The organism is Nonomuraea coxensis DSM 45129 (assembly GCF_019397265.1).
Classification (GTDB): Bacteria; Actinomycetota; Actinomycetes; order Streptosporangiales; family Streptosporangiaceae; genus Nonomuraea; species Nonomuraea coxensis.
The window spans coordinates 32,117-55,565 of sequence record NZ_CP068985.1; the positions used below are offsets into that span (position 1 = coordinate 32,117).

The following is a 23,449-nucleotide window of genomic DNA, read 5'->3' on the forward strand; positions in this document are numbered from 1 at the left end:
CGCCGGATCAGATCGGCGGCGGGTCGAAGTCGAGGTCCAGGTGCCGTTCCTCCAGGAAGGCGACGGCGTCGGGGTGTTCGAGACCGAGCTGTTGCGCGTACCGGTCGTGAGTGTCCTCGCGCAGCCTCTCCGCCTCGGCCAGGGCTTCTGACGTGCCGAGCTGTCTGAGGTCGGCGGCGAGGTTGGCGGCGCAGGCGAGCGCCATCGGATGGCTCGGGCCGACGAGCTCCGTCAGCCGGCGGTGAGTGTCGCGGCCTCGCTCGACGGCCGCGTCGTGGTGACCGAGCGCAGCGAGGTCGCTGGCCAGGTTGGTCGCCACGGTCAGGTAGTAGTGGTGGTCGCGTCCCAGATGCCGCTCGATCTCGCCCAGGGTCTGCTCGTTGAGGGCGCGCGCTCTCTCCGGGTCCTGGCAGGTGCGGTGCAGGAGCGCCAGGTTGCCCGTGCAGGCGAGGATGTACGGGTGGTTGGTGCCGTACACCCTCGGGTAACGTGCGACGGTGTCGGCCGCCAGCTTCAGCCCTTCCTGCTCTTGGCCGTTGTTGCGCTGCACGTTGGCGAGCGACATCGCGGCGGCCAGTGTGTCGGGATGGTCGAGACCGTACCTTCGTACGTAGCGGCCGTGCACCTCGGTGCACATGTCCAGCGCCCTTTCGAGCTCGCCGAGCCGCCGCAGGGCGATGGAGAGGTCCTTGGCGGTCGAGAGGTAGGCGGGGTGCTCGCCGCCGAGGTATTCAAGGCCGTAGGCGAGAGCCTCCTCGCCCAGGTCGCTCGCTTCGGCGTAGTCGCCGGTGAGGCGGACAGAGCGGGCGAGCGCGTTCCAGTGGAGCAGGACGGTCGCCGCGCCCGCCTGGGCGTCCTGGAGCCCGATGAAAGCGATTTCGTGCAACTCTCGCGCCCGCTGGAAGCTGCCCGTGAGGCTGTAGTCCAGGCCCAGGTTGTTCTTCGCGCGCAGGGTCCGCGGGTCGTCCGGGCCGAAGGCGGCCTCATGGCGGCGTACCGATTCCTCGTCGTGCTGCAGGGCCGCGTCGAAGTCTCCTCGCGCGCGCAGATCGCCGCCGATGCCGCTGATCAGGAGCAGCAGTTCGTCGTCGCGGGTCCCCGCTTGCTGCATCTTGGAGAGAGTCTTCTGGTTGAGCTCGTAGACCTCGTTGTACTTGCCCAGCTGACGCAGGATGTTGCCCAGCTCCCGATATGCCCTGAGCACGTGGGGGTCGAGCGGGCCGGAGTCCTTCTCCCACTGGCTGATGAAGAGGTTGACGAACTCCTGGGCGTATTCGTCACCTGACATGTACAGGTAGCGTGCCAGGTTCAGGGCGAGATCACGGACCTGCACGTCGCGGCTCTCCTGGACCCGGGAAGGCACGATGTGCCCCAGGATGCTGCTGTAACGGCCCCAGTTGACCGACTCTTCCGGGTTGCCAAGCTGGTGACCGGTCAGCAGGCGGTGGACGTCATTGAGCTGCTGAGTTCTCTCCTCGGGTTCGAGTTCGTCGCGTACGAGGGCTTGGATCAGTCGGTGCACCTGGATGGTCCGGTTGCCAGGATCGACGCGCGCGAGAGCGAAACGGCCGAGTTCTCCCACCGACCGGCTCAGCTTGATCGGGTTGGCGAGCAGCTCGGTGAGCTGCGGGCTCAGGCCGCGGACGCGCTGGCTGAACACATCGCGCGGGATCGGCTCAGGGCCGAAGAACGCGCAGCACCGCAGCAGGTGGATGGCCTCGGGCCGCCGCTCGCTCAGCCTGCTCACCGACAGGTTCCAGGCCGCCGTCATCGAGATCGGGTACTCCGTCGGTCTGCCCTCGTCGAGGAGCTGGGCGGTGTGCTCGTTCAGCAGCTCGATGTACTCGTCGACGCGCATGCCCGTCTCGGCCTGGAGCGCGCCGGCCTGTTCCAGCGCCAGGGGAAGATCTCCCAGCTGCTCGGCGAGCCGATCGGCGTCCTCGGGTGCGATCGCTCTGCGGACGCGCTTGCTGAGGAAGGCGATGCTCTCCTCGCGGGTGAAGACGTCGACCGGTACGGCTTCGACGACGTCCTCCCATCGGTGATTACGGGAGGTGATGAGCACGTGGCCCGGCCCGTCCGGGATGACGTCCCTGATCTCCTCGGGTTCGTCGGCGTTGTCGAAGATCAGCAGCCAACGGTCGTACGGCTCGCCGCGCCGCAGGGCGTCCAGCGCGGCGTTGGCGGCGTCCTCGACCCCGATCGTCGCTGCCGTCGGCAGATCGAGATGGGGGGCCAGGGTCGCCAGCGACGAGCGGATGAGCACCCGCTGGTCGGCGGAGATCCACCACACGAGGTCGTACTCGTTGCCGTACCTGTAGGCGTACTCCACCGCCATCTGCGTCTTGCCCACCCCTCCCAGGCCGTGAAGGGCGTGGGGAAGCACTTGGGGGAGCACGACCGTGACCTGACCGCTGGTGCCGGCGGTCATCCCGGCGCGCAGTTTCTCGAGCAGGTCTTTCCGGCCGGTGAAGTTCTTGTTCCGAGGCGGGATCTTGCCCCACACCTGGGGGGCTGACCGTCGTACTTCACTCGGGTGGGTACCGGTCATAAGGCCACCTCCGGATCGCGGATTCCAATCCCAACGTTGAACAACGTGTCGATACAGTCAATGGCTCACCCGTACCAAGCCACTTCATATCCAACTCATCGCATAGATATAGAGCGCTAGCAAGGGCTCCTCAGCCTAGGGCAGCGGCAGGGTATTCGCGTCTCGGAACCCTGACCCTTCCCAAAGTATGGTCTGTCGAGTCGTCCCTATTACCTGAGGCGGACGCGTACCTTGTATGCTGGCCCGGAAACTGGACCAGGGTGCATCGAGCTGGGAGTCGGCCATGGAGCTGCGGGAGAGCGAGCTAGCAGGTCAGCTGCTTGATTGTTCGGATCTGTCTCTCCGTGATCTCGATGAGCTCGACGACTCTGTCTTCGCCTGGGCGATGAGAAGCCTGATGTCGCCCGACCGTCGTGACGCCGACCCTGTCGCCCGGTTCAGTAACTCGGTTCCTCTCACTGGCGATTGAGACATATCTCCACAACTGGGCATAAACACCCTTTATCACTGCTTCCTTATGATTTTCGCGGCCTGCCGTCGATGGTGGCTCGACAGGCATGGATTCCTCGCAAGGAGGGCTTCCTCGGCGAGTTCCGCCGCCAGGTCGCGGTTGCCGTTCCTGTGCGTCGTCTGAGCGAGGTACAGCAGGACCAGGCCATGAGAGCGCCCTTCCTCGCGAAGCTCTTCGATCTCCCCCCGCGTGACGGGGACGTTGGCCGCCAGGATGTACGCCGCACGGGCAGACGGCGGCGCGGAGATGGCGACACTGCTCAGGTCGCGCACCGCTTGTTGTGACTTGCCCCAGTCCGCGTAGATCTCGCCGCGGATGCGCAGGGCCTCGCAATGCGTCGGGTCCCGCTCCAGTATGACGTTCAGTTCCTTGACCGCCGCCTGATGCCGGTTCGTCCGCCAGAAGGACTGCGCCACCTCCAACCTGGCGATGAGCTCCGCCGTCTGGTTCACCCGGCTGGCGCGGGCGACGCCGAGCGCGCGTTCCATGTCCCCCTGGAGCAGGTGGAGACGGGCAATCGCGGCGTACAAGTACGTGACAGTGGGAGACCCGGCGTCCACCAGCAGCTCGATCTCCAGCGCCTTCTCGTAGGCCTGGCATGCCGCGCCGTGATCCCCCAGCATGTAAGCGACGTCACCGAGAGTGATCCGGGCGGAGACATGAGCATCGCTGCGTGCCTTCCCTGCCGTGGCGAGCGCCGCTCGCGCGTACTTCTCCGCGAGCTTCGGATTGCCCGCGGTCATCGCCTCCTCCGTTTCGCGTAGCAGGTCGTCGGCGGTGGGCTCGGGCTGCGCCACGGGTGACTCGCCGAGCCGCTGGAGAGCCCGCGCCAGGAGCGGATGCTGAAGCTGAAGACCGTCCTCGTCCGGCAGCCGGCAGTACTTCAGCAGGTGCCGGTCCTCCACCGCGCGGACCACCGCGTCTGTGACCTCCTTCGGCCGGGCGCTCCGGGGCGCCGGCACGGCCTCGTGCGGGGACGCCTCGTCGGGTGACCTGGTGAAGGTCCGCCGCATCCACCCGCCGATCTCGCAGGTCGGCAGCCCGTGGTCGCTGGTCAGCGTATACAGCGTTCGGGTGCAGAAGTCGGCCAGCGTGGCGTCCACGTCGTCGAGCACCCTCTTGGCGGCGGCGGACAACGTCCTGCCGCCGTGCAGGCCGGCCAAGAGTTCGGCGCACAGCATCTGCAGCAGGACGGGCTCCACGCGTGGGCCGCCCGGCGTGCCGTGCTCGACCTTCAGGACGTCGACCAACCGCTCCGCCACTTGATGGTCGAACTGCAGAGGGGTGCCGAGCAGGGGACGAGTGAGCGCGTCGATCGCGGACGGCCGGTCGAGAGGCGACAGGTCGTACCGCGCAGGGGTTTCGTTGAGCGCCACACAGAGATCGAGCGCCGCTTCGACGGCGTCCGGCCGGATCGCGAGCAGCAGATGGACGTCCGGGAACGCCCGCAGAGCGGCTTCCAGCTCCGCGCGCAGGCGGCGGTGCTCCGGCTCGGCGGCGGTCGGGCGACGGAGCATCCGCTCGGCGCCGTCGATGGCCACCAGGAGCGGCGTGCCGCGCCCCGCCTTGCCGAGCTTGCGTTTGAAGAACTCCTGGATCGTCAGCCCGATGCTGCGGGTGGGGTCCTCCGCGGGCTGCCATGAGGACAGGAGCGCGAAGAGGGGACGGCCGCGGGCCGTGATCAGAGGGGCGGGCAGGGACCTGCGATAGCTGAGGTCGCCTACGGGCACCACCTGCGCCCCGCTCGCGACCGCGTACGGAGCCGCCCCGGCATGCAGCAGGGACGTCTTCCCCACGCCGGAGTCGCCGACCAGCAGGGTCAGCCGATGCCTGGTCCAGAGCTCGGCCACCGCGCGCTTCTCGGCGTCGCGTCCGAAGAACCTGGCGTAGTCCTGCCTGCCGAAAGGCCGGAGACCGACCCAAGGGCCATCTTCGTACGCGGTCATGATCTCCCGTAACCTGTTGCCGCCTCCAGTCGAATCCATAGTTTGCCTGGAGGTGGCGTGGCTTGAAAACCGGCTGGGTAATGCCGTAATCATCCAAGAAAGTCTTCTATCATGCTATGTCTAGCGTCAGAAGTCTCTGGAGGAGAAAATTTAAGGCGTACGAAACGTCTTTTGTCCTCCGGCTCGCATCTGCATTTGTGGTGACCCAAATCGGTGTTACCGATCACGCCGGTGGGGGTGGAGATGGATGGCAAGAACGACCGGCTGTCCTCCGAGGAGCTGGAGCAGGTCGCACGCGAACTGCTGGAGAACGACGCCGAGATGGAGTACGACGCGGGCCTCCATCGCGAGATACTCGACAAGGTCCGGCTGAGATCCGGTCAGCTCGCCACCTTGCTGAGCGAGGAGATCGCGGTGGTCGAAGAGGCCAGCCGCGCGATGCGCCGTTTCTGGGTCGTCGCCGCCCTCGCCCTCCTGGCGGCGGTCCTCCTCGTCGCCGGGGCCGCCCTGTGGAGCGACGGCACGCCCTTCGCGTCGCGCACGGCCAACGTCACGTTCGCGTCCGGCCTGGCCGTGCTCGGAGCGGTCGCCTTCGTCGCGCGCTGGACCGCGATCCGGCGGCGCGGCGTGAGCGCCGCCCGCGAGCTGCGGACGGCGCTGCTGGCGCCGCTGCGCGCCCTCATCCGGCTCGTCATCAGCGAGCTGCAGGACGACGAGGTGCGCTGGGGCGGCACGCTGCGCACGTCCAAGGCTCCCGCGCTGGTGGAGCTCCACCTCCAGGACACCATCCCCTCCCGCACCTACGAACGGCTCCGCACCTTCATCGGCGAGCACGAGTCCTCCGCCATCGGCCTGGCCGGCGCGCGCGGCTCCGGCAAGACGACCCTGATGCGGCAGCTCCGGCTGGACAAGAACCTCGACTTCCACGTCGCCCTGGTCAGCGCGCCGGTGCAGTACTCCGCCGTGGAGTTCACCCGCCTCATCCACAACGAGCTGGCGCAGGTCGGCCTCAAACCCGGCGAGGCCGCCCTCATCCGCCACCGCATGGTGGCGCCGACGCTCCGCGCGGTGCTGCGGACCCTGCTCGCGTCCGTGGTGCTGTTCTTCATGATCGCGCTGTGGATCTACGACAAGAACCGTCCCGTGCCCGACGCGCTCGACCTCGGCTGGACTGGCTTCGCCGCGGTCGTCCTGGGCGCCCTGATCATCGGGTTCATGCTCAGCCGGGGCTGGGTCCTCTTCCAGAGCCGGACGAAGCTGACGGTCCCGCCGCGGACCACCCGCGAGCTCTGCCTGCAACAACTGGAGTTCCTGCGCTGGTCCACGACGGTCGAGAGGAGCGCGAGCACCGCGCTCAAGATCGGCGGGACCGGCTTCGACGGCGGCGGCAAGCTCTCCAGGACCGAGCGGGAGATCACGCACGCCGAGTCGGTCCAGGCGCTCCGGCAGTTCATCGACCAACTGCTCGCGCTCAGCAACAAGCCCGTCGTCATCTGCGTCGACGAGCTGGACAAGCTGGCGAACCCGGCCGAGGCCGTCGACGCGATCAACGGGCTCAAGGACCTGTTCCACGTCGCCAAGGCGCACTTCGTCCTGTCGGTCTCCACGGACGCCATGCACAGCTTCGCGGCGCGGGGGGTGCCGGTGCGGGACGTCTTCGACTCGGCGTTCGACACCATCATCGGCGTCGGACCGCTGTCCATGAAGGAGTCGCAGACGCTGCTGTCCCGGCGGGCCCGCGACTTCTCCACGGTGTTCGTCCTGTTCTGCCACGCCTGGTCCGGCGGCCACGCCCGCGACCTCATCAGGACCGCCCGCGCGTGCGTCGACCTCAAGCGCGAGCTCAGGGCCGGCGAGGAGGCCACCGTCGCCCTGCTGTCCCGCCGGGTGCTGCGCAAGGACCTGCGCGAGGTCGTGGACGCGACCGTCGAGAAGCTGCGCGGCGACGACGGCAACGAGGAGATGCTGGACCAGGTGCTGGCGTTCCAGGAGTCGCTGGAGAACGAGTCCGCGCCCTTATATGACCTCGTCGAGGCCGGCGCGTTCCCCCCGGACGGGGGACCGGTCGCGCCCGAGGCCCAACCGGCGGCGACCCTGGCGCCGTACGCGCGGATCGCCGCCCTCTGCGAGCGCCTGTTCTCCGTCTCCCGGCCGCCGGCGGCCTGGCAGAGCGAGGCGATGGGCCAGGCCGTCATGGCCCTGGCGGAGGCCAGGTCGTCGCTCGGCCGCCACCCGCGGGAGATCGAACGCCGGCTGAAGCGGGCCGTCGAGGCCTGCGACCGGGTGTAGCAGGATCGGCGTCCGACGGGGGTCGTCAGTCGTCGCCGTAGCCGTACGGGGGATCGATCGGGCGTCCTTGGGCGAAGCGGTCGGGGGTGAAGGCGGAGACGTCCACGGTCTGCGGTTCGCCCAGGGCCAGTTCGGCGAGGGCGCGGCCGACCGCCGGGCAGATCTTGAAGCCCATGCCGGAGAAGCCGGCCGCCACGATCAGTCCCTCGATCCCGGCCACCGGGCCCAGCATCGGCCGGGCGTCGGGCGACATGTCGTACACGCCGGTCACGCCGCGGCTGATGCCCGACTCGGCGAGGGCGGGAACGCGGCGCGCGGCCCGCCCGACCAGCTCCACCACGCTCTCCTCGCCCGGCGTCTGCGGGAAGTCGTCGGGGTCGATCCCGTCGCGCGGGCCGACGAAGTCGCCGAGCAGCAGCCCGCCGCCCTCCGGCCGGAAGTACGTACGGGTCCCCGAGTCGATGCAGGCGATCCTGGACGCCGGCCCGCCGGGTCCGTCCCGCAGCACCGCCACCTCGTGGTACTCGGACTCGATGGGCAGGTCCACGCCCACGGCCAGGAGCAGCGGGCGGGTCCACACGCCGGTGGCCAGGACGACCAGGTCGGCCATGAGGTCGCCGGTGTCGGTGCGGACCCCGCGCACCCGGCCGCCGGCGTCGGTGAGCAGCGAGCGCACGGGGGTGTTGGGCCGGTAGGCGACGCCCAGCTCCCGGGCGCGGGACAGGAGGTCGCCCGCCACGACCGCGCCGTCGCCGTAGCCGGCGCGCGGCTCGTACGCGGCCGCCACCACGTCGTCCACCCGCCAGCGCGGCTCCAGCTCCAGCACGTCGGCCGCGCCGATCACCTCGGCCTCGGCCCCGCAGGCGCACTGCATCGCGACGTTCTCGCGGAGCAGGCCGGCCTCGCCGGGCTGGACGATCCGGACGAACCCGCACTCGCGGAGCACGGGAGGCCGCCCGACCCGCTCCGGCCACTCGCGGAAGAAGGCGAGGCTGTCGACCGCGAGACGTACCTCCTGCTCGAACGTGTAGTGCATCCGGACGAGGGCCGACGAGCGGCTGCTCATGCCCTCCCCGGCGTGCCGGGCGTCGACGACCGTGACGGACCGCGCGCCGCGTTCGGCCAGATGGAACGCGGTGGACGCGCCCATGACGCCGGCGCCGACGACGATGACCTCGGGCACTGCTCAGACCTCCAGGAAACGTGATGAGGGGCGGGGGGTCACGCGAGGACCTTCGACAGGAACGCCTTGGTGCGCTCCTCCTTCGGCGCCACCAGGCATTCCCCGGGCGGCCCCGACTCGATGACGACGCCCCCGTCGAGCATGGCGACGGTGTCGGCGACCTCCTTGGCGAACCCGATCTCGTGGGTGGCCACGATCATGGTCATGCCCTGCCTGGCCAGGTCCTTCATGACGTCGAGCACCTCGCCCACCAGCTCGGGATCGAGGGCCGAGGTCGGCTCGTCGAACAGCATGACGTGCGGCTTCATCGCCAGGGCGCGCGCGATCGCCACCCGCTGCTGCTGCCCGCCGGACAGCTGCGACGGGTAGGAGTCGAGCTTGTCGCGCAGGCCGACCCGGGTCAGCAGCCGCTCGGCCTCCGCCTCGGCCTGCGCCCGGGACAGGCCCAGCACGCGCCGGGGACCGAGGGTGACGTTCTCCAGCGCGGTCATGTGCGGGAACAGGTTGAACCGCTGGAACACCATGCCGATGCGGACCCGCTGCCGGCACAGCTCGGCCTCGGTCAGCTCGTGCAGCCGGCCGCCGGCCTCGCGCAGCCCGACCCGGCTGCCCTCCACCTCGACCAGGCCGGAGTCCAGGCGTTCCAGGGCGTTGACGCAGCGCAGCAGGGTGGACTTGCCGCTGCCCGACGGGCCGAGCAGGACGAGCGTCCGCCTGGGCCGGACGGTGAGGTTCACGCCCCGCAGCACGTCGGTGGAGCCGAACCACTTCCACGCCTGCTCCACGCGGATGACGGGCTCGCCGTCGTCCACGGTCTCCCGCGCGGTGTCCGGCACGAGCCCGGGCGAGGGCTCGGCCTTGGCGCGGACGGCCGCGCGCCGCCGGGCCCGCCGTTCCGCGGCGGCCGAGTGCTTCGCGCCGAACCCGCGGCCGAAGTAGCGCTCCACGTAGTGCTGCCCGACGCTGAGGACCGAGGTCAGCAGCAGGTACCACAGCGAGGCCACGACCAGCAGCGGAATGATCTTGAGGTTCTGCTGGTAGATCTGCTGCACGCTGGTCATCAGGTCCCGCCCGGAGATGACCGAGACCAGCGCGGTCATCTTCAGCATCGAGATGGCCTCGTTGCCAAGCGTCGGGATCAGCACCCGCATGGCCTGCGGCAGGATGACGAAGCGCATCCTGCGCCTCGAGGACATGCCGAGCGACATGGCCGCCTCGCTCTGCCCGCCGTCCACCGAGATGATCGCCGCGCGGACCAGCTCGGCGCAGTACGCGGCCTCGTTCGTGGCCAGCGCCAGCACCGCCGCGGTGGCCGCGCCGATGACCGAGCTCGTCGGCACCGAGCCGAACACGACGCCGGTGAGCGGGATCCCGAGGAAGAGGTTGGGGTAGAGCGCGCCCAGGAAGCCCCAGAAGATGATCTGGACCAGCAGGGGAGTGCCGCGGAAGAACCAGATGTAGCCCTGCGCGACGCCGGACAGCACCGGGTTGTCCGACAGTCGCATCACCGCGAGCAGCACGCCGCCGGCGACGCCGATCACCATGGCCACGAGGGTCAGCTCGACGGTGACGACGAGGCCGTGCAGGATCGAGGGCGCGAACAGGTACTGCCGGATCGAGGCGAGGTCGAGGTTGGGGTTGTGCCACAACGACCAGCCGAGGGCGAACAGGATGTACGCCACCAGCGCCGCCGCCGCCCAGCGGCCGTACCGGCGGACCGGCACCACGGCGACGGGAGGCGGCCGCTGCCCGGCGAGGGCCGAGGTGGCGTCGGCGGATGTCAAGGAGGTCATGACACTTCTCCTTCTCGCGGGTGCCCTAGTCGGTCCCCTGGTCGATCTCCGCCTTGGTCAGCGCGATGTTCTGCACGCCGTACGTGGAGAGGATCTTCAGGTAGGTCCCGTCGTCCATCAGCGCCTGCAGCGCCTTCTGCAGCGCCGTCCGCAGCTCGGTGTCCGCCTTGGGGACGCCGATGCCCTCCATGCCGCCGCCGAACTCGGCCGTGATCGAGGGCGACTCGACCAGCTCGAACGCGTTGCCGCCCTCGAAGGTCTTGGCGGCGTACGCGGCCGCGGAGGTCGCCTGGACGCGGGCCATCGCCTTGCCGCTCTTGATCGCCAGGAACGCCTCGCTGTCGCCGGGGAACGCGAGGACCGTGACGCCCGGCTTGCCCTCCGACTCGAACCGCTTGCTCAGCTTGCTCATCGCGGCTTCCTCGGAGGTGGAGCTCTGCACCGCGACGGTCTTGCCCGACAGGTCGGCGACGTCCTTGAGTCCCTGGGGGTTGCCCTTGACGACCAGCAGGGAGTAGCCGTCCTTGGCGTAGTCGACGAAGCTCAGCGACTCGCGCCGCTTCGGGGTGTCGAAGATGCCCGCCATGACGATGTCGGCCTTGCCGGCCAGGAGGGCGGGGATCATGCTGTCGAAGGCCGTCTGGTCGAAGGACGCCTTCACACCGAGCTTGGCGGCGAGGGCCTGGGAGAGGTCGTAGTCGATGCCCGTGGGCTGCTGACCGCCCGCCGTCGTGTACATCTCCCAGGGCGGATAGGGGATGTTGCTGGCCACCCGGATGACGCCGGCCGACTTGATCCGCTCGGGCAGCAGGTCGTGCAGGGCGGGATCGGCCGCCGGCGTCGCGACGGGCGCGGATGCGGAGGCGGCGCTCTCCTTGCCGCCGACCTCGGGGGCGGGCGGGTCGGCGGCCAGGGCGCAGCCGCCGAGCGCGACGACCATCGCCACCACGCTCAGGAACGTCGACCGGCCGCGCGGGCGAAGTGCTCTCATCAGTTGGCTCCAACCGGTGTCAGGGACGACGCCAGGTCCCGTACGAGGACGGAGCTGTCGTCGGCGGATTCCACGCCCGCCAGGGCTTCCAGCAGCCGGGGAACCGACTCGGGCGTCACCCGGCCGGAGGCCAGCCAGGTGAACTTGTCCCGCATCTCGTCCAGGGTCCAGCCGGGCTCGGGGTAGAGGATGTGGTCGACCCGGCCCGACGACAGCACGGTGCCGTCGGTCAGCGTGACGGTGACCACGGCGGAGTCGCTGCCCTCCGGGTCGTTGACCTCCGAGAGGTAGTAGCGGCGGGTGAGGTCGTCGGTCACCACCACCTCGATCCGCCGGCACAGCTCGGCGATCTCGGGTGCGCCGAGGCGGGCGTCCGCCATCTGGTCCGGTCCGACCCGGCCGTCGGCCAGCAGCGCCGCGACCGGCCAGGCCAGGTTGAACTGGGCCTCCTCGGTCGTCTCCGGCAGCCGGGTGCCGAGCCTGGCGGCGTCGGGATAGGTCTCGATGACGACGCGGGCGATGTCGGGGGGCGGCAGAGGGTGCTCGGTGCGCAGCTTCTCGACGGCGAGCAGGGCGGGGTGGGTCCAGGCGCAGCTGGAGTACCGCTTCCAGGTGATGCCGCGCGGCAGGTAGTAGTCGGCGCCCAGGTCGTCCACGTACGGGCGGAACCGCGCGAGGTCGAGGCCGGGCTCGATCCCGGTGAAGCCGCGCCGGGCGAGGTCGGCCGCCAGCAGGCCGGTGAGCGCGCCGAAGCCGACGCCGTGCTTGACCATGCCGGGGGTGTCGATGGCGCGCATCATCGGCAGGTCGGGGGAGTCGTACTCGGCGATGCCGAGGGCGTGCCGCGTGGTGGTCTCGTCCAGCCCGTGGACGTGGCAGGCGATCGCGGCGCAGGCCACCGCGCCCCACGAGCCGCAGGCCCGGTAGGTGCGTTCGGCCGAGTGGACGGCGCTCTGCTCGTGGTTGACGCAGCGGCCGGCCCTGAAGGCGATCTCGTAGCCGACGACGATCGCGGTGATCAGCTCGCGCCCGCTGAGACGCAGCTCCTCGGCCAGGGCGAGCGCGGTCGGCACGACCTGGGCCCCGGGGTGGCCCCAGGTGTAGATGCCGCAGTCGTCGATGTCGACGGCGTTGGCCGCGACCGCGTTGGCGAAGGCGGCGCCGCCGGTGGCCAACGGGCTCCCGCTGACGATCGAGGTCGCCGGGCCGGTGGGCCACCAGGCGCGGGCGAGGTCGTCGGCCACGAGCGCGGACTTCGACGCCCGGCCGGCGAGCACGGCCGCGAGCGTGTCGATCAGGCACATCACGGCCCGGTCGATCACCTCGCGCGGTAACCGCTCCCAGGTGAGCCCGGTGATGAAGGCCGCCGCCGGTGAATCGCCGTTCGTCCAGGCCACAGGCGCGCTCCGGAGATCGTCACGAAACGGCGCCGCCATTTGTTTCTCCCATGTTTCTGCAGGTATATCTTTGGTGCCGGAAACAATTCCATTCGCCGCGATGGCTTGTCAAGGAACGTTCTGCCTTGTATTTACAGAGAGCCGGAAGTGTGAAAATACCTGCAGAAGCAAGTAAGGAAGCGGTGGCCGCCGACCGGGAGGAGGCCGCGCTGGCGCTGCTCTGGAGCACCGTCCACGCCCCCGACGGCCGGACGCCCCACTGCCGCCGGTGCGCGGCCGACCGGTCGTTCCACCGGGTCTCGCGGCGGCGGGCGTACGCCTGCGACAGCTGCGGCGCGCACGTCTACCCGGCCTCGACCACGCCGTTCGCCGGCTCCCCCGTGCCGCTCGCGGCCTGGCTCGACGCCGTCGTGCTGGTGCTGGACTCCCCCGGCAAGGCCCGCCCCAACCGGGTCGCCGGGGCGCTCGGCGTCGACTACCGGCGCGCCTGGCGGATGACGCGGCGCATCGACGACGTGCTCCAGGCCGGCGGCGACGACGCCGGCCTGCTGCGCAAGCTGGCCGGCCGCTGGAAGGAGCAGGCACTCACCAGGCCCGGCCTGACCCCCGACCCCGGGAGCCCCGAGGACCGCATCCGCGTCGCCGCCTGCCGGCTCATGGCCCAGCACGGCATCGAGGCGACCCGCATCGCCGACATCGCCCGCGAGGCGGGAGTGTCGAACGCCAGCATCCACTATTACTTCAGGAGCAAGGACGAGGCGCTGCTGGCCGCCTTCCGCTGGGCCGGCGACCAGCTGCACCTCACCCTGCAGCGCCTGCTCGGCGGCAACGCCAGCGCCATCGGCCAACTGCGCCACCTGCTCGAACTCAGCATCCCCGGCGACCAGGGCACCTTCGAGGAATACCTGCTGTGGCTGGAGATGTGGGCGCGGGTCAGGCGGCACCCGGCCTTTCTCGACGAGTGCGTACGCATGTCGCGGCGGTGGGCGGACGCGGTGATGGGGGTGTTCGCCGCGGGCGTCGCGGACGGCACGTTCACGCCGGTCGCGCCGCTCACCGAGGTGTGCGAGCGGTACGTCGCCATCGCCGAGAGCCTGGCCGTGCGCAACACCCTCGGCTACAGCGACATGTCGGCCGAGACGGCGCGGGGCCTGCTCGCCCGCTTCACGGCCGAGCAACTCGGCGTGCCCGCCGAGTCGCTGCCGGCGCGCTGAGCCGGCGTACTTGGCCGAGCGGTCATTTTCCCGTCGCACGATGCGACTTGCGCGCCCGGCGCATCGCTTTTCTTGACAGCGCTTCGCCGCCGTGCCGACAATCCTGCAATTACCCCCCGGACACCTCGGAACGGAAAATCGCATGCCTGATTCACGCCCAGGCCCGGCGGACGTCGTCGTGCTGGACGCCACCGTGCTCACCATGGACCCGGCGCGGCCGCGCGCGGCGGCGCTGGCGATCACCAGGGGCAGGATCAGCCAGGTCGGAGACCGTGCCGAGGTTGCCGCGCTCATCGGACCCGGCACCGACGTCATCGAGGCGGGCGGGCGGGTGGCGTGCCCCGGATTCGTCGACATTCACACGCACACCGATCTCGACCTGTTCAGTGACCCCGGGCACCTGCTGTTCAAGAATTACCTCATGCAGGGCATCACCACGGTCCTCGCCGGTAATTGCGGAATGGCGGAAATGGCGCCCGGCGAGCTTCTCGGCCGCCTGGACCAGACCCCTCCCGCGGTCAATTTCGGCACGCTCGCCGGGCACGGGTACGTACGCGACGCCTGCGGCGTCCCGGCCGGCGCCGAAGAGCTCTCCGGCGAGCAGATCGACGCCATGCGGGACGTGCTCGGCAAGGCGATGGCGGACGGCGCGTTCGGCATGTCGACCGGGCTCGAGTACATCCCCGGCCTGTCGTCCCGTACGGCGGAGCTGATCGCGTGCGCCGCCGTCGTCGCCGAGCACGGCGGCTTCTACGCCAGCCACATGCGCAGCGAGGGCGACCACCTGCTCGCCGCCGTCGAGGAGGGCATCAGGATCGGCCGTGACTCCGGCGCGCGCGTCCAGCTCTCCCATCTCAAGACCGACGGCGCGTGCAACTGGTGGAAGACGGACGCGGTGATCGGCGCGATCGAGGCGGCCCGCGCCGACGGCATCGACGTGGCCGGCGACCAGTACCCGTACACGTTCTTCGGCTGGAACCCCTCCATCTTCATCCCCGGCGAGCACCTGGCGGCCGGCCGGACGACCCTGCTCGACACCTACCTGCCCGACCCCCACCGCCGGCGGCGGATCAAGGAAGGCATCGTCGACCGGATCGTCCGCTACCACGGGGGTGACGGCGACCTGGTGGTGGTGTTCGACTGGACCGACGGCGGCGGGCGGCGGTGGCAGGGCATGACGCTGGCCGGCATCCTGACCGCGCGCGGCCTCACCCCCGGCCCGGACGCGGAGGCCGAGCTCATCCTGGAGATGCTGCCCGACGAGCGCCCCGACGCCGTCATGGGGACCGACCTGAGCACGAGCGACGACGCCGTCCGGCGTTACCTGTCCCTGCCGTACCTGGCGGTCTGCACCGACGGGTTCAACCAGCCGTGGCTGGCCCCGTGCCATCCGCGCAGCTACGGGGCCTTCCCCAAGGTGCTGGGCGAGTACGTACGGGAGAAGCGGGCGCTGCCGCTGGAGACGGCGGTCATGAAGATGACCTCGCTGCCGGCGTCGCTGATGGGGCTGACCGACCGCGGCGTGCTGCGGGCCGGCGCGTGGGCGGACGTGGTGGTGTTCGACGAGGCGACCGTGGGGGAACGGGCGACGTTCGACGCCCCCGCGGCGCCGACCGGCATCGACTTCGTGCTGGTCAACGGGGTGGTCGTGGTCGACAGGCGGGCGGCGGGCGACGGCTTCCGCCTCGACGCCGCCGCGACCGGCGCGCGTCCCGGCAAGGTGCTCCGCCGCGCCCTTGCGGGATGACGTCGCCCGACATATCGTCGCGATGTATCAGGTCGATACATTGAGCGAGCGGGGGCGGCGCCGCGATGAGACGGGTCGACTACGACACCGAGCAGCACCAGAACTACGCGCGCGGCCGGGCGCTCACCGAGCGGCAGCTCCAGGTTTGGATCGACGCCTTCGCGGCGGTGCTGCCCGGCCGCCGTCCCCTGACCGGGCTGGACGTCGGCTCGGGGACCGGCCGCTTCACCCCCGCGCTGGCGGACGCGTTCGGCCCGGTCACCGGCGTCGAGCCGTCGGTCCGCATGCGCGAGGTGGCCGAGGCTCAGCCCCCGCACCCCGGCGTGCGCTACCTGGAGGGCTCGGCCGAGCACCTGCCGGTGCCGTCCGCGAGCGCCGACTACGCGCTCATGTTCCTGTCCTGGCACCACGTGGAGAACAAGCCGCGAGCCGTCCACGAGCTGGCCAGGGCGCTCCGCCCCGGCGGCCGGCTCCTGCTGCGCGCGAACTTCAGCGACCACCACCCCCGGCCGTGGTGGCTGGACCACTTCCCCCGCGCCCATGAGGTCGAGTCCACCCTCTTCCAGCCGTTGCACGAGGCCATCGCCATGTTCACCACGGCCGGCTGGCGCGTCACCGACTTCACCACGGTCACCGAACCGTCCTCAGGCACCCGCCGGGACCTGCTCGACCGGCTCCGCCTGCGCACCCTGTCGTTCTTCGCCCACCTCACGCCCGACGAGCAGGAGGCCGGCTTCCGCAGCCTCGAACGGACCGTCGCCGAGGACCCCGACGCCCCGGCCCCCGTGTTCGCCGAGCCGCTGCTCACGCTTGAGCGGGGGTGAGACGGGATGGGCGCCTAGAGTTGGACGCTCGATAGCCACCTTTTTGTGGGTACTTGTCGGCGGGGTTCGTACGGCGCGAAGCTTGGTCGTGCGGGCCGGAGGGGTCCGTACGACCAGGTGAAGCGGGGGCCGGGAGTGGTTCAGGTGACGGGTCGGGGCTCGGCCAGCTTCTCCAGGCGGCGGTGGCCCCAGTCGGAGAGCGGCGCGAGGGCCTCGGAGAGCTCGCGGCCGAACGAGGTCAGGGAGTAGACCGTCTTCAGCGGCCGCACGTCGTGCACCTCCCGGTGGACCAGCCCGTCGGCCTCCATCTCGCGCAGCGTCTGAGTCAGCACCTTCTCCGTGAGCCCCGGCAGCCGCCGGCGTAGCTCGCCGGGGCGCTGCGGAGCCGATTCGAGCAGCCAGAGCAGCATCGTCTTCCACTTGCCGTCGATCACGGCGATCGCGGCGGTCACCCCGCACACGTTCGGGTCCCGGGCACGGCTGCGCGTCATCGTCGTCCCCTTTTTTCATCATCTATCGCTACTTCTGAGGAGCTGAGGCATGTCCTCGAACACCCACCAGTCTGCCGTCACCGTGCTCGGTCTGGGCCCGATGGGCCGGGCCCTGGCGGGCGCCTTCCTGGCCGCCGGCGTGCGGACGACCGTCTGGAACCGTACGCCGGGCAAAGAGCGGGAGCTGGTCGAGCGGGGCGCGACCGGCGCCCGCTCGCCCGAGGAGGCGGTCGCCGCGAGCCCGCTGACCGTGGTCTGCGTCGTGAACTACGACGCGGTGGACGCCGTCGTCCGCCGCGACGAGGTGACCGGCGCGCTCAAGGGACGCACCCTCGTGAACCTGACCGCCGACACCCCGGACCGGGCACGGGAGAGCGCGGCCTGGGCGGGCGCGCACGGCGTCGGATACCTGGACGGCGCCATCATGACGCCGACCCCGACCATCGGCACCCCCGCCGGGGTGTTCCTCCACAGCGGGCCCGAGGAGCTCTACCGCGAGCACCGGCCGACGCTGGACGCCCTGGGCGGCACCCACACCCACGTCGGCGCGGACATCGGCAGGGCGGCCGCGTACGACATCGCCCTGCTCGACCTGTTCTGGACCGCGATGGCGGGGTACGCGCACGCGCTGGCGGTGGCCAGGGCCGAGGGGATCAGCGCGCGGGAGCTGGCGCCGTTCGCCAAGGGGATCGGCGCGATCCTGCCGCCGCTCTTCGAGGAGGGCGCGGCGGACGTGGACAGCGGGACGTACTCCGGCGAGGGGAACCCGATCACCTCGGCGGTGTCGTCGATGGCCCACATCGTCCACACCTCCGAGGCCCACGGCATCGAGGCGGGCGTGATGCGCGCGGCGGAAGGGCTGGCGCGCCGCGTCATCGGGCGCGGCCACGGCGACGACGGGTTCCTCCGCGTCACGGAACTGCTCAACCCCCGGTGATCGCCTAGCGCCGCACGTGCTCCCGTACCGCCAGGAAGAGGGCCAGCACGTACGGCCCGAGCAGCAGGGCGGCGCACAGCAGCGCGTACCAGAAGCGCGGCTCGAACGGCCCGAGCACGAGCCGGTCCGCCGTCCACGCCAGCGCGGCGACCACGACCGGGAGCACGAAGAAGACGAACCAGGCCAGCACCCCGGCGAACCCGGCCAGCCACACCCACCGGAACCACCGCCCGGCCCGTACGTCGGCGGGCCCGGCCGCGACCAGCTCCGCCTTCTGGGCCGGGGTGAGCCGGCCGAACGCCTGCCGCAGCATCAGGGTTTTGACCCGCCACAGGTCGCGGCAGCCGAGGGCGTTGACCAGCACCGCGTACAGGTCGGTACGCAGGAACACCATGCACTGCCACAGCAGGCCCGCCAGCTTCACGAACACCCACACCGCGAGCGTCGCGTCCACGGCGGGAGCCGGCGACCACACCCCCTGCCTGATCAGCAGCCGGGCGGCCAGCAGCAGGCTGAGCACGACCACGTCCACCGCGATCCCGCCGAGCAGCGGCCCGTAGCGGAGGCGGCGCGGCACCGTCCAGAGCTGGGAGAGGTCGGTCTCCAGGACGAGCAGCATCATCCGCCGGTCCACCCCGAACCGGGACCGGAGGCCGATCGCGCGGGCGGCCAGCCAGTGCCCGCCCTCGTGCAGCGCGGTCGAGACCAGGACGAACGGCATGAGCAGCAGCACGCTCAGCCCCACGTCGTCGAACAGGAACGCGTCCTGTGCCGGGCTCGGGAACAGCGACGGCGCGGCGACGAAGACGGCCAGGCAGAACAGGGCGAGGGCGAGGTAGCAGGCCCAGGCGGCCCGCCCGAAGAAGGGGCGGGCCACGCGCCGGCTCACCCCCGCCATCCAGCGCCGCATCTGGATCGGCGCGGTGCGCACGGCCTGGCGTTCCACGTCCGGCCGGTCGCCGCCGGGGCGGTCGTCACCGGGCCGGTCGTCGCCGGGGCGGTCGCCGTCCGGTCGGTCGCCGTCCGGCCGGTCGTCGAGGAAGCCCAGCTCGGCGAGGGCCGCCACGAACGACGGCAGGTCCACCGGCTCGCCCGCGAACGCCTCCGCCTCGGCGGCGGCCTCCTCCTCGCTCGCGCCGCGCAGCAGCGCCGAGATCACCACTCCGCCCACGGCGGGCATGGAGACGAAGGTGCCGGTGGCGGGGTCGCCGACCAGGGCCTCGTCGCCCTCCTCGACCACGGTGAGCGGGCGCAGCCGGACCCCGCCGGTCATGCGGGTCACCGCCTGGCCAGCGCGCACGCCGGGCAGTCCGGGTCGCGGGGGAACGGCTGCCACACGGGGACGAGCCCGTTCAGCAGGTCGAGCACGACCCGGGACCCGGCCGCGCGCGGCGGCTCGACGCCGGTCAGGTAGCGCATGACCTCGTAGGCGACCAGCGACCCCACCTGCATCGCCATCGGCCCGGTGAGGCCGTTCGCGAGACGCAGCCCGCGGCTGAGCCGCTGCGCGACCGCCGCGCTCGTGCGCCCGTCGGGCGGGGGCAGGTCGGACTCGTCGCAGAGCAGGCAGGCGCTCCGGCCCGGGTCCACGGAGAAGTAGATGAGCTGGGTACGGGTCATCCCACCGGCGACCAGGGGGACGCCCGCGCGCAGCGCCGCCTCGTTCACCCACAGGTTCGCGTCGGGCGCGCCGTCGAGGCCGCCCGCGATCACGTGGACGTCGTCGGTCAGGTCCTTGAGGTCGTCCGGGCCGGAGATCCACCGGTCCACGGCGCGTACCTCGATGCGGGGGTCGTACTCGCGCACCCATTCGGCGGCGCGGTCCACCTTCGACCGGCCGACGTCGGCGTGCCGGTAGAGGAACTGGCGGGCGAAGTTGCGCGGCGCGATGTCGTCGCGGTCCACCAGCGTCAGCGCGCCGACGCCGAGCCCCGCGAGGCACTGCACCAGGGCCGAGCCGCCGCCGCCCGCGCCGAGCACGAGGACGTGCGAGTCCCGCAGCCGCCGCACGAACTCCGCCCGCGACGTGCCCAACCTGGCGAAGGCCCCGAAGAACGTCAGATTGGAGAAATGCCGCTCGTCGGCGTCCGGGTCGCCCAGGAGGCGTTCGGCGGCGTTCTCGACCAGGCCGAGCGAGTCGAGCCCGGCGAGCCCGTCGCGGACGTCGTCCCCCGTGACGGCGACGCCCCGCGCGATGAGCCGCGCGCTCAGCTCCTCCGCCGTGGCCGGCCCCCGCGCCAGCTCGTCGAGGAGCGCCGCGATCCGGCCGTCGGGATCGGCCAGCGTGTACGCCTCGCGCGGGTCGTGGACCACCACCAGCTCGTCGCCGAGGGGCTCCCAGGCGCACTCCTTCAACATCACCTGCATCGCGCTCATCCGCATCGTTCGTCGGGCCGGGACTGGTCGGGCCGGGGACTGGTCGGGCCGGTGCCGGGCCGGGAGGCGGGGGGACCGCCTCCCGGCCCGGCTGCGAGGACGTGCCTCAGGTCATGTACTGGGTCGCCTTGACGGCCTCGACCTTGCGGATCTCGATCTTCACCGCGTCCACCTCCTTCGCGTCGTTTCCCGATCAACCTCCTCCACCGGCCCACACAAACCGCATATGGTCGCCATAGAACGACAGAACCGCTGATCGTGCCGGGAGACGCAGGTGGAGTTCGCGATCCTCGGGCCCGTCCAGGTCACCGACGCGCGGCGGCCGGTCCGGCTGCCCGCCAAGGCGCGCGCGGTGCTCGGCGTCTTCCTGCTCCACCCCAACACCGTCCTCACCAGGGACCGGCTGATCACCTCGGTGTGGGACGACCCGCCCAGGTCCGCGCTGCCGAACCTGCAGACGTACCTCACCGCGTTGCGGCGCGCGGCGGTCGAGATCGAGACCGTGCCGCACGGCTACCGCCTGTGCCTCGGCCCCGACCGGCTCGACGCGCTCGCCTTCGAGGAGGCCGTACGTGAGGCCAGGCTGGAGGCGGCGCGCGGGGAGCCCGCCACGGCGAACCGGCTGTTCGCGCGGGCGCTGGCACTGTGGCGCGGCCGGCCCGCCGAGGACGTGACGCTGGCCGCCACCGTGCAGGCGCGCATCACCGAGCTGGAGGAACACCGGGAGAGCGCCCGGCTGGGCTGGATCGACGTGCGCCTGCGGCTCAGACTGTACGACGAGCTCGTCGGCGAACTGACCCCCCTGGTGGAGGCCGCGCCGCTCAACGAACGCCTGTGGCACCGGCTCATGCTGGCGCTGCACCGGGCGGGCAGGCGCGCCGAGGCGCTGGAGGCGTACCGACGGGCCCGTTCGGTCCTCGTCGCCGAGCTGGCCCTGGAGCCCGGCCAGGAGTTACGCGACCTGCACGCGGCGGTCCTCGACGACGCTCCCGTCCCCGCCCCCGAGCTGGAGACGGTACGGGAGCCGGCGTGGACGGGGATCTGCCTGCTGCCGGCCGACATCGCCGACCTGGCCGGGCGCGAGCGCGAGACCGACGCCCTGACCGCCGCCCTGGACGCCACCGGCGCGGCGGCCAGGGCGGCGGGCCGCCCGTCGAACGGCGCGAGGGGCGGTGCGGCGGCCGGTGTCGCGCCGGTGATCGTGGCGGTGTCGGGGCCTCCCGGCGTCGGGAAGACCACGCTGGCGGTGCACGTCGCGCACCTGGCCAGGGAACGGTATCCCGACGGCCAGCTCTTCCTCCGCCTGCACGGCGCGTCGGCCGCGCCCCGCGACCCGTCCGACCTGCTCGCGGAGCTGCTGCGGGCGCTCGGCGTGGACGCCGCCGGCCTGCCCTCCTCCGTCGAGGAGCGGGCCGCGACGTACCGGGCCGTGCTCGCCGACCGCGCCGTGCTCGTGCTGCTGGACGACGCGGCCGGCGAGGCCCAGGTGCAGCCGCTGATCCCGGGAACGCCGGGCTCGGCCGTCCTCCTCACCTCCCGAGGGCCGCTGCCCGCGCTGCCGGGCGCGGTCACGTACGCGCTCGACGTGCCCACGCCCGCCGGCGCCCGCGCCCTGCTCGCGGGCGTCGCCGGGGCGGACCGGGTGGCGAGCGACCCGGAGTCGGCGGAGGCGATCCTCGACGCCTGCGGACGGCTGCCGCTCGCGCTGCGCATCGCCGGGGCGCGTCTCGCCACCCGCCCGGCCTGGCCCCTCGCCGAGCTGGCACGCCGGCTCGCGGACGCCTCGGCGCTGAACGAGCTGCGCGCGGGCCACCTGGACGTCCGCGCCACGTTCGAGGCGAGCTACGCGACGCTGTCGCCGCCCGCGCGGCGCGCGTTCCGGCTGCTCGGGTCGGTGGCCGCCGACGGCGTGGCGGCCTGGACGGTGGCGGCGCTGGCGGGCGCGAGCGCGTACGACGTGGACGGCCCCCTGGAGGAGCTGACCCTCGCCGGCCTGATCACCGCCGGCGCCGCCGACGCCGCGGCCCAGCCCCGCTACCGCATGCACGACCTGTTGCGCGGCTTCGCCGCCGAGCTGTTCCGCGCCGAGGAGAGCGGGGAACCCGGGACGGCGGCGCTGCGCAGGCTCGCCGCCGAGGCCCGCGACCGGGCCGCCGGCGCCGCCCGCGAACTCCCCCTCGCCTTCGCCCCGCCGCCGCCGGACACCCCGACCAGGACGCCGCCCTGCCCCGAAGGCGGCGCCTGGCTGGCGGCGGAGCGTGGCGTGCTCGTCGCCGTGGCCGAGGCCGCCGCCCACGCCGGGCTCGTACGGGAGGCGGCCGGCCTCGCGTACGCGCTGGCGCCGTTCCTCGTCGTCCGCGGCTTCCACGACGACGCCGTACGGATGCTGGGCACGGTCGCCGGCGCCGCCGCCGCGGCGGGCGACACCGGCACCGAGACGCGACTGCGGCTGGCCCGCGCCGACGCCGAGGTCGACCGCCGGCGCGCCGGCACGGTCGCGGACGAGTTCCGCCTCCTGCTCGGCCGCAGCTCGCGGGCGGGGGACCGGCACGCGGCCGCGTACGCGCTGCTCGGGGTCGCCGCCACCCTGGAGCACGACCTGGGCTCCGCGCTCGCCGCCGCCACCCTGGCCGCCGAGCGGTTCGAGGCGCTGGGCGACGGGCACGGCCTGCTGAGCGCGTGGACCGAGATCGCCGGGATCCAGTTCTACCTCGGCCGCCACGACGCCGCCGGGGCCACCTGCCGCCGCGCCCTCGCCCGCCTCGACGGCGACAGCGCCCTCCACCGGGCCCGTGTCCTGCGCGCCCTCGGCATCGCCTGCTACGAGACGGGCCGCGTCGAGGAGGCGACCGGCCACTACCGGACCAGCCTGGCCCTCTGCCGCGAGCTGCGCTGGGAGACCGGCGAACGGCTGGCGCTGCACCGGCTTGCCCAGGCCGAGGCCGCGCTCGGCCGCCACGACACCGCCATCGGCCTGCTCGCCGGCTGCGCCAAGATGTTCATGACCGCGGGGGACACGCGGGGGCGGGCGCTGATCTCGTACACGCTGGGGGAGATCAGCCGGTGGCGGGGCGACGAACGGGTGGCGCTGGCCCACTTCACCGCCTGCCTCGACCAGCTCGACCCGCTCAACGAGCCCGTCTGGTCCGCCCGGGCCCGCGCCCAGGTCGCCCGCTCCCGCGCCGCCCTCCGCTGACCT

16 protein-coding genes and 1 pseudogene are annotated in these 23,449 nt (G+C 71.9%); 7 read left to right on the plus strand and 10 right to left on the minus strand.

Annotated features, from left to right (window positions below; genetic code table 11):
- Positions 1-7: 7 nt before the first annotated feature.
- On the minus strand, positions 8-2,551 hold the full coding sequence (fxsT, locus tag Nocox_RS00140) for an FxSxx-COOH system tetratricopeptide repeat protein (protein ID WP_026215000.1): 2,544 nt from the start codon (positions 2,549-2,551) through the stop codon (positions 8-10).
- Positions 2,552-2,834: 283 nt separating this feature from the next.
- On the opposite strand from fxsT, the gene Nocox_RS00145 reads away from it, so the two are divergent.
- Positions 2,835-3,020: a hypothetical protein gene (locus Nocox_RS00145; RefSeq protein WP_157383385.1), complete on the plus strand. Its 186-nt coding sequence runs from the start codon at positions 2,835-2,837 to the stop codon at positions 3,018-3,020.
- 35 nt (positions 3,021-3,055) lie between these two features.
- Here Nocox_RS00145 and Nocox_RS00150 read toward each other — a convergent pair whose 3' ends face one another.
- The gene (locus tag Nocox_RS00150) at positions 3,056-5,008 is read right to left on the minus strand and encodes a tetratricopeptide repeat protein (protein WP_020546393.1); all 1,953 of its coding nucleotides are present in this window, start codon (positions 5,006-5,008) and stop codon (positions 3,056-3,058) included.
- A gap of 243 nt (positions 5,009-5,251) precedes the next feature.
- Here Nocox_RS00150 and Nocox_RS00155 point away from each other — a divergent pair, with 243 nt between their 5' ends.
- Positions 5,252-7,297, plus strand: coding sequence for a P-loop NTPase fold protein (locus tag Nocox_RS00155; protein ID WP_026215001.1), 2,046 nt, complete (start codon positions 5,252-5,254; stop codon positions 7,295-7,297).
- 25 nt (positions 7,298-7,322) lie between these two features.
- Here Nocox_RS00155 and Nocox_RS00160 read toward each other — a convergent pair whose 3' ends face one another.
- From Nocox_RS00160 to Nocox_RS00180, 5 genes and pseudogenes are all read right to left on the minus strand, one after another.
- On the minus strand, positions 7,323-8,480 hold the full coding sequence (locus Nocox_RS00160; RefSeq protein ID WP_020546395.1) for an NAD(P)/FAD-dependent oxidoreductase: 1,158 nt from the start codon (positions 8,478-8,480) through the stop codon (positions 7,323-7,325).
- Positions 8,481-8,518: 38 nt separating this feature from the next.
- Positions 8,519-9,316, minus strand: coding sequence for an amino acid ABC transporter ATP-binding protein (locus Nocox_RS00165; RefSeq protein WP_425517811.1), 798 nt, complete (start codon positions 9,314-9,316; stop codon positions 8,519-8,521).
- A gap of 162 nt (positions 9,317-9,478) precedes the next feature.
- Positions 9,479-10,273, minus strand: a pseudogene (locus Nocox_RS42645) (amino acid ABC transporter permease); the annotation flags it as partial.
- 25 nt (positions 10,274-10,298) lie between these two features.
- A complete protein-coding gene (locus Nocox_RS00175; protein ID WP_084685877.1) occupies positions 10,299-11,264 on the minus strand; it encodes an ABC transporter substrate-binding protein in 966 nt (321 codons plus the stop codon).
- Positions 11,264-12,661: an MmgE/PrpD family protein gene (locus Nocox_RS00180; RefSeq protein WP_020546398.1), complete on the minus strand. Its 1,398-nt coding sequence runs from the start codon at positions 12,659-12,661 to the stop codon at positions 11,264-11,266. The genes Nocox_RS00175 and Nocox_RS00180 overlap by 1 nt, the downstream gene beginning before the upstream one ends.
- A gap of 182 nt (positions 12,662-12,843) precedes the next feature.
- On the opposite strand from Nocox_RS00180, the gene Nocox_RS00185 reads away from it, so the two are divergent.
- The 3 genes from Nocox_RS00185 to Nocox_RS00195 all read left to right on the plus strand — a co-directional run bounded on the left by Nocox_RS00185 (position 12,844) and on the right by Nocox_RS00195 (position 16,446).
- Positions 12,844-13,875, plus strand: a complete 1,032-nt coding sequence (locus Nocox_RS00185) for a TetR/AcrR family transcriptional regulator (protein ID WP_020546399.1) — start codon at positions 12,844-12,846, stop codon at positions 13,873-13,875.
- Between the two features lie 142 nt (positions 13,876-14,017).
- Positions 14,018-15,622 (plus strand): N-acyl-D-amino-acid deacylase family protein, encoded by a 1,605-nt coding sequence (locus Nocox_RS43585; protein WP_084685879.1) that lies wholly within the window; start codon positions 14,018-14,020, stop codon positions 15,620-15,622.
- A 65-nt stretch (positions 15,623-15,687) separates the two neighbouring features.
- Positions 15,688-16,446: a class I SAM-dependent methyltransferase gene (locus tag Nocox_RS00195; RefSeq protein ID WP_020546401.1), complete on the plus strand. Its 759-nt coding sequence runs from the start codon at positions 15,688-15,690 to the stop codon at positions 16,444-16,446.
- A 140-nt stretch (positions 16,447-16,586) separates the two neighbouring features.
- On the opposite strand, the gene Nocox_RS00200 is transcribed toward Nocox_RS00195, so the two are convergent.
- Positions 16,587-16,937, minus strand: coding sequence for a winged helix-turn-helix transcriptional regulator (locus Nocox_RS00200; RefSeq protein ID WP_020546402.1), 351 nt, complete (start codon positions 16,935-16,937; stop codon positions 16,587-16,589).
- A 49-nt stretch (positions 16,938-16,986) separates the two neighbouring features.
- Here Nocox_RS00200 and Nocox_RS00205 point away from each other — a divergent pair, with 49 nt between their 5' ends.
- Positions 16,987-17,874, plus strand: coding sequence for an NAD(P)-dependent oxidoreductase (locus tag Nocox_RS00205; RefSeq protein WP_020546403.1), 888 nt, complete (start codon positions 16,987-16,989; stop codon positions 17,872-17,874).
- Positions 17,875-17,878: 4 nt separating this feature from the next.
- On the opposite strand, the gene Nocox_RS00210 is transcribed toward Nocox_RS00205, so the two are convergent.
- Positions 17,879-19,174 carry a hypothetical protein gene (locus Nocox_RS00210; RefSeq protein WP_020546404.1) on the minus strand — a complete coding sequence of 432 codons (1,296 nt, stop codon included), beginning with the start codon at positions 19,172-19,174 and terminating at the stop codon, positions 17,879-17,881.
- Entirely contained in the window at positions 19,153-20,250 is a 1,098-nt protein-coding gene (locus Nocox_RS00215; RefSeq protein ID WP_211212802.1) for a HesA/MoeB/ThiF family protein, read from the minus strand. Before Nocox_RS00215 ends, Nocox_RS00210 begins: the two co-directional genes overlap by 22 nt.
- A 274-nt stretch (positions 20,251-20,524) precedes the next feature.
- Here Nocox_RS00215 and Nocox_RS00220 point away from each other — a divergent pair, with 274 nt between their 5' ends.
- The gene (locus Nocox_RS00220) at positions 20,525-23,446 is read left to right on the plus strand and encodes an AfsR/SARP family transcriptional regulator (protein ID WP_020546406.1); all 2,922 of its coding nucleotides are present in this window, start codon (positions 20,525-20,527) and stop codon (positions 23,444-23,446) included.
- The last annotated feature ends 3 nt before the right edge of the window (positions 23,447-23,449 follow it).

Bases quoted from the DNA above. Each gene is read 5' to 3' on its own strand.
- Nocox_RS00195 (WP_020546401.1), top strand. From the start codon at position 15,688: ATGAGACGGGTCGACTACGACACCGAGCAGCACCAGAACTACGCGCGC.
- Nocox_RS00205 (WP_020546403.1), top strand. From the start codon at position 16,987: ATGTCCTCGAACACCCACCAGTCTGCCGTCACCGTGCTCGGTCTGGGC.
- Nocox_RS43585 (WP_084685879.1), top strand. From the start codon at position 14,018: ATGCCTGATTCACGCCCAGGCCCGGCGGACGTCGTCGTGCTGGACGCC.
- Nocox_RS00175 (WP_084685877.1), bottom strand. From the start codon at position 11,264: ATGAGAGCACTTCGCCCGCGCGGCCGGTCGACGTTCCTGAGCGTGGTG.
- Nocox_RS00145 (WP_157383385.1), top strand. From the start codon at position 2,835: ATGGAGCTGCGGGAGAGCGAGCTAGCAGGTCAGCTGCTTGATTGTTCG.
- Nocox_RS00215 (WP_211212802.1), bottom strand. From the start codon at position 20,250: ATGAGCGCGATGCAGGTGATGTTGAAGGAGTGCGCCTGGGAGCCCCTC.
- Nocox_RS00150 (WP_020546393.1), bottom strand. From the start codon at position 5,008: ATGACCGCGTACGAAGATGGCCCTTGGGTCGGTCTCCGGCCTTTCGGC.
- Nocox_RS00155 (WP_026215001.1), top strand. From the start codon at position 5,252: ATGGATGGCAAGAACGACCGGCTGTCCTCCGAGGAGCTGGAGCAGGTC.
- fxsT (WP_026215000.1), bottom strand. From the start codon at position 2,551: ATGACCGGTACCCACCCGAGTGAAGTACGACGGTCAGCCCCCCAGGTG.
- Nocox_RS00200 (WP_020546402.1), bottom strand. From the start codon at position 16,937: ATGACGCGCAGCCGTGCCCGGGACCCGAACGTGTGCGGGGTGACCGCC.